The sequence below is a fragment of the uncultured Mailhella sp. genome, from assembly GCF_944324575.1.
GTDB lineage: Bacteria > Desulfobacterota > Desulfovibrionia > Desulfovibrionales > Desulfovibrionaceae > Mailhella.
This window is the reverse complement of record NZ_CALUWV010000110.1, coordinates 1-6,250: the sequence shown is the minus strand read 5'-3', so window position 1 is coordinate 6,250 and position 6,250 is coordinate 1. Positions and strand designations below refer to the sequence as shown.

The window sequence follows — 6,250 nt, the reverse complement described above, 5'->3', positions numbered from 1 at the left end:
CCACCGTGAACACGGTGCTGAAGGCTCTGAACGTGGGCCCCGAAGCCCTGTTCTCCACGCTCGGCCGCACCGCCGCCCGCGGCGTGGAAGCCGTGGTGGTGGCGAACGGCATCGGCGAATGGCTCCAGCAGCTTGAAGACAACATCGCAAAGGGCGACAACAAGATCTGCATCAACACCGAAGTGCCCAAGAACGCCGAGGGTGTGGGCTTCGTTCACGCGCCCCGCGGCGGTCTGTCGCACTGGCTGGTCATCGAAAACGGCAAGATCGCCAACTTCCAGCTCGTGGTCCCCTCCACCTGGAACCTTGGTCCGCGCTGCGCCGAAGGCAAGCTCTCCGCCGTGGAAGCCGCCCTGGTGGGCACTCCCGTGGCCGATCCCAAGCGTCCCGTGGAAATTCTGCGTACCGTGCATTCCTTCGACCCGTGCATCGCCTGCGGCGTGCACGTCATCGACGGTCGTACCAATCAGGGCTATGATTTCAAGGTTCTGTAACGCACACTGAATCAGAAGGGGGAGGATACGTCATCCTCCCCCTTTTTTCATGGTCCGACCTTCAGATAACGGGCGAAACGTCTTCACATCGACCAAAAACGCGCCTCGTGAACGTGCATCCCTGCACGTTTTCAGCGGAACTTCTCCGTCGATGCGACACAAAAAGACCGGACTCTCATCAAGAACACCTCGCCCCGCGACAACGTCCCTCCCTTTTTCATCGGTTCGACGCGTGCCGCTGCCCCAATAAACACCTTTCTTCCAACTTCCCGCTTCCGCAGACGACAAAAAGCGGAAGGCGGCGACAACATTTTCCCGGCTGTCGTCTTTATGGCGGCGCCATTTTCAGGCAGAAGCGTCCTCTGCGCTTTTGCCCCCTTCCGAGAGCATTATGGAACGTATTCTCATCCTCGGCGTAGGCAACATTCTCTTCACCGATGAAGGCATAGGCGTGCGCACACTCGAATGGCTGCAGGAGCACTATGTCTTTCCCGAAAACGTCACGCTGGTGGACGGCGGCACGCTGGGCATGGGACTCATGGACGCACTTCTCAACTGCGACCGCGTCTATGTGCTCGACGCCGTGCTCGGCGGCGACGCCCCCGGCAGCACCTACCGGCTCACGGATGAAGACCTCAGAAAAAGCATGAGCTTCCGAGACTCGCTGCATCAGACCGATCTTGTGGACACGCTCATTTACTGCGACATTCTCGGCCACCGGCCGGAAGGCGTGGTCTTCGGCATGGAGCCTGCCGACTACAACACCATGGAACTCGGTCTCTCGCCTGTTTGCCAAAAATCCGTGCCTGCGCTCGCGCAAAAACTCGTGGACGAGCTGAGAGGCCTGGGCATGAACATTACCGAGCGCTGAGCGTTCCCCGCTTTCGCCCGCCCTTTCCGGATCGCGTTCTGCTTTTCTGCACAACCGCGGCCCTTTTCAGTCTCTCGAACGCCGACTCCAGGAGTTTCGGAAAAATCCGTTTCCGGCATCAATCGTCCGACAGCGAGGCGAAGCCCGATGCGTTCCCAAAGCCGAGGCTCAGTTCCGCCCATCCCTGTCCGGCGTTCTCTTCCATCTGGCCTCCTCCGGCAGCCACAGGGGCGGCACCGCTCCCCGTGAACTTCCATGCACGGCTCTTCCCCACGTGCGTCACGTCGCCGATATGTGAGACTTCGCGAAATCCCCTCTTCTCCGCCTTTCTCTTCCCTGTTTTCAGAAATCCTATGTATTGACTCGGAATTCAGCGCTCCACGCCTCAAAAGGCCGCTGAGCGCAAAAAAGTCCAAACGGCACGACTCACTCCTGCCTGTGCTCTCAGAGTTCCGGAAGATGCATGGCGGCGTCCTGCCCGGTCCATGTGACGGTCATGCCTCCGAGCATGGTGGTGCTGTAAAGAGGAATGTTCCGTCGCTCCATTTCCTCCCGCACCTTCCGGCTGGGAAATCCGTAATGATTGTATGCTGCCGCCGAAGCGAGCACCGCCTTCGGCGATACGGCATCGTAAAACTTCCGCTGAAAGCTCGACGCTGCGCCGTGATGGGGCAGCACAAGAATATCCGCTCGAAGGTCCTGACCGCTCTTCACAAGACGGTTCAGGGAGGAAGACGTCATGTCTCCGCACAGAAGAGCCAGCGAACGGTCGTCACGCATCAGCCGGAAGGCAACCGAAGCGTCGTTGCCCGACACCTTCTTTCCCGGCCTGAGCGAAGTCATCATCGCCTCATCCGGCCACACGACCTCAAGCCGCACGTTCTCTGTCAGCGAAAAGACGTCTCCCCGCTCAAGAATTTTCTCGGGAATGTTTCTTCTGCGGGCTATCTCACGCAAAGCCCTGCCGTCGACGGAGTCATCTGCCGCGGAAAAGGACGACCAGACAAGACAGCCCACCTCAAAATGCTCCAGTATCCAGCGCAGTCCCCTGGCGTGATCCATGTCCGTGTGACTCACAAGCACGGCGTCGAGACGCGGCAGTCTCCGATACGTCAGTGCAGGAGCCAGTATGCTGCGTCCGCAGTCGAAAAACGGCGAGGCTCCGCCGCCTCCGTCCACAAGCACGCGTCCTTCCGGCCCCTCAATGAGCACGGCCTGTCCCTGCCCCACGTCGAACATGGTCAGAGAAACGCGACCGTCTTCACGGGCATGAACATCCTCCAGCCAGACGGACATCTGGCCGAGCGGCATGAGCACCATTCCCGCCAGAAGAAGCCTGCGCGTAGCCGCTCCCGCATCCCGCCCGCACACTCTGGCCCCGGCCAGCAGCATGAAACCGACAAACAGCGCCCCGTACCCCAGCGACGTCAACGACGAAGGGCGAAAGCACTGAACAAACGGCAGCCAGTCCGCGCCGTCCATGACGGCAAGCAGGTCTATCATGGCATCGGCAGGCCATGCCGCCACGGTAAAAAAGAGGTCAGACACGGGCTGTGGTCCGAAAACCGTCAGCATCAGCAGTCCGAGAGCCGCCGCAGGAAGCGTGATGAAGGTAAGCGGCGGGAGCCATACGAGATTCATCCACACGTTCATGCTCACCACGCCGAATACGGATATGAGTACCGGCAGTACTGCCATCTGTGCAGACAAGGAAAGCAGAAGCATGGTTCCTGTCCAGCGGATGAAGGCATATACCGCACGACGCGGAGCGTTCCGCCATGTCCGATCCGGCCGACGAGCCGGAGGAAAGCGCCTCCGCAGCGCCGACGTCAGCGGAAGGGAAAGCAGTATGCCGGCCACGGCGAGCACGGAAAGCTGAGCCGAAAGATCGAAAACCACATTCGGCCAGCCGAGAAACAGCAACAGAGCGGCGGCAAACAACGCATCCAGCGGCGCCACGCTCCGGCGCAGGCACACGAACACGGCCGCTGCCAGCATCATGCAGGCCGCCCGAACAAGAGAAAACGGCGCGCCGCCGAGGAAAAGATAGGCCAGCGCAAACGGCAGGCCCGCCGACACGACAAGCACTCTGCGCGGCACAAAAAGAAAAAGCCTGCGATGCAAGAGAGAAAGCAGAAACACGAAAGCCACGCCCGCCATGGCGGCAAGCGCCAGATGCTGACCGGACAGCGCAAGAGAATGCACAAGTCCTGCCCTGGTGAACAGATCCACGGTTTCTGGAGTAAGCACGGATCTGTCGCCGAAAAGGAGGGCTATCAGCATGGCACGCCCCTGCGAACAGGCAAGCGGGCTCTCCCCGCTCCACAGGCCGCCTCCCCGATCTGCGCCCGTCTTCGTCCCGCCGCTCTCAAGCGCCGCTTCCAGCTCGCTGCGCCAGCGCTCCCGCAGCAACGAAGCCCGAAACATGCCGCCCTCTCCCTCGGAAAATTCGAGGAAGACCGGTCCCGTCCGCGTTCTGTTCACTCTCGCATTATGCCACACGTCGCGATCCGCCCAGTACGCACCAAGATCGGACGTACCCGGGTTCACGCTGCCCACGCAGGGATAAAGACGCAAAAGCGCCCGCATTCTCTGCCCGGCAACCGGCCGTCCGCAAATCGTCAGATCGTCGGCGTACAGCGTCATGCTGACAAGGCCGGGAACGGGCGATACATCGTCCTCCACAACGAGACCGGGATAGCCCTTTCTTCCGCCGGACAGTCCAACATCCACTCTGCGTTCCAGAGCCTTGACTACGAGTTCTTTCGTGCCCTCCGGAAGCGACGGCACATCCTTCAGCGGGCGCATGTTTTCAAGCAGAACGCGGACTCGCCCTCCGGCAAGCCCCGTAACGGACTCAACGTCTGCTTCCACCAGTACGCTTTTTCGCGGCACGGACGCCCACGACGGACAGACCGGAGCTTCCGGCGAGGAGAACTTCGTGACGCCGAGGCCGACAAAAAAGAAAAGAATCAGCAGCGCAGTCCGTCGCCAGCCGGCATTTCGGGGAATCATGAGCACAAGAAGAAAAAATCCCCCGCCGAGCAAGGCATCGCGCAACGCTACGGAACCGGCCAGAACGGCAAGAATCAGCCTCTGGCGAAAAAGCAGCAACGGCAGTCCCGACACAACCGACATGACAACACTCAAAAAACGGCTCCTCCGCACCGGAGCCGTGCTGAAACACTCTGCGCATGAATCGTCGGCACGGACCTTCGTCTTCTCTGCATTGCAACAGATTGCCAGGTCGTGCCGCACAAAAAAGAACTCCGCACTGAAAAAGCCCGCGCCTTCTCAGATACGAACCTCATCGTTGCAGCGGAGGTTTTCCGAAATTGCGCTTCCGCCCGTCCTGCTCTGAAGAAAGAGCAGCCTTTCTGGACCTCTGCGCCCCTGAACGGTGAAGGCCGCACAGGCGGCCTTCACGTTCCAAAAGAAATCAGTCGACATCCTTTACACGACGGATGTGCGCCCCCACGGCGGAAAGCTTCGTCTCAAGGTGCTCATAGCCCCGGTCCACATGATACACACGCTGAACTCTCGTCTCGCCCTTTGCCGCAAGACCGGCCAGCACCAGAGCCGCCCCAGCACGCAGATCGGAAGCCATGACGGGAGCACCGGTCAGAGGACGCCCGCCGCGCACCATGGCGGAAGAGCCCGTCACATGGATGTCCGCCCCCATGCGCACAAGTTCCTGCACGTGCATGAAGCGGTTCTCAAAAATATTTTCCTCCACAAGACCTGACCCCTGGGCACAACACATGAGCACCATGAACTGTGCCTGCATGTCCGTGGGAAATCCGGGATGCGGACGGGTGCTGATGTCCACGCCCGTAAGACCGTTCTCTCCCGTGCGGGCCAGCACGCCTTCCGGCGTTTCCTCAATGATCATGCCAGCGGCGCGCAACTTGTCCACCACGGCGGACATATCGCATATGGGACAGTTCTTCAGCAGAAGCTCCCCACCGGTCACGCCTGCGGCAATGAGGAAGGTCCCCGCCTCGATGCGGTCGGGCATGACGTCATAGGAGCAGCCGTGCAGCTTCTCCACGCCCTGTACGCGGATCATGGTCGTGCCCTGCCCTTCAATGCGCGCGCCGCACCGGATGAGAAAATTCGCCAGGTCCACGATTTCCGGCTCTCTTGCCACGTTTTCAAGCACAGTCTCACCCCTGGCAAGACTTGCGGCCATAAGCACGTTTTCCGTGCCGCCCACAGTAGGCATGTCGAAGCGGATGTGGGCTCCCCGGAGTCCTTCGGGGCAGCGGCCGTGAATGTAGCCGCTTTCCAGATCGAACACCGCCCCCATCTTTTCCAGAGCGGAAAGATGCTGATCCACGGGCCGCGCGCCGATGGCGCAGCCGCCGGGCAGAGATACCTTGGCCTCGCCGAGACGCGCCAGAAGAGGCCCGAGGCAGAGCACGGAAGCGCGCATGGTCTTCACAAGATCGTACGGAGCCTCCTTGCCGAGCGCGCCGTTCTTCACTCTTACTACGCCGTTTTCCAGCGATGCTTCTCTTCCCAGGATGTTGAGCAGCTTGATGGTGGTATGAATGTCCCGAAGGTCGGGCACGTTGGCATACGTAACCTCGTCATCCACGGCAATGGATGCCATGAGGATAGGAAGCGCGGCATTCTTGGATCCGCTGATTTCAATGATGCCCCTGAGCGGTACGCCGCCCTCTATAATGAAACTGTCCAAACTCTTCCTCCGCAGAGATTGTCAAAAAAATGCTTGACTATTTTTCGGTAATTGAATAATAACTCTTTCTGCACGGCGAATATAGCTCAGTTGGCAGAGCACCTGGTTGTGGCCCAGGGGGTCGCAGGTTCAAACCCTGTTATTCGCCCCATATTTTGCCCCGATTTCATCGGGGCTTTTTTT

The 6,250-nt window shown here is 60.0% G+C and carries 4 protein-coding genes and 1 tRNA gene; 3 read left to right on the top strand and 2 right to left on the bottom strand.

The features are described 5' to 3' along the window. Nucleotides 1-494, top strand: a 494-nt coding sequence (locus tag Q0J81_RS09925) for a nickel-dependent hydrogenase large subunit (protein WP_294447547.1), incomplete at its 5' end; no start/stop codon positions are given. Nucleotides 495-885: 391 nt separating this feature from the next. Further along, nucleotides 886-1,365, top strand: a complete 480-nt coding sequence (locus tag Q0J81_RS09920; RefSeq protein WP_294447545.1) for a HyaD/HybD family hydrogenase maturation endopeptidase — start codon at nt 886-888, stop codon at nt 1,363-1,365. A 444-nt stretch (nt 1,366-1,809) separates the two neighbouring features. Here the strand turns inward: Q0J81_RS09920 and Q0J81_RS09915 are convergent, their stop codons facing one another. Both Q0J81_RS09915 and murA read right to left on the bottom strand, forming a co-directional pair. Further along, a complete protein-coding gene (locus Q0J81_RS09915) occupies nt 1,810-4,503 on the bottom strand; it encodes a DNA internalization-related competence protein ComEC/Rec2 (RefSeq protein WP_294447544.1) in 2,694 nt (897 codons plus the stop codon). A 301-nt stretch (nt 4,504-4,804) separates the two neighbouring features. Continuing rightward, nucleotides 4,805-6,067, bottom strand: coding sequence for a UDP-N-acetylglucosamine 1-carboxyvinyltransferase (gene murA, locus Q0J81_RS09910; protein WP_294447542.1), 1,263 nt, complete (start codon nt 6,065-6,067; stop codon nt 4,805-4,807). Between the two features lie 75 nt (nt 6,068-6,142). On the opposite strand from murA, the gene Q0J81_RS09905 reads away from it, so the two are divergent. Further along, nucleotides 6,143-6,218 (top strand) — tRNA-His (locus Q0J81_RS09905). Nucleotides 6,219-6,250: the final 32 nt, after the last annotated feature.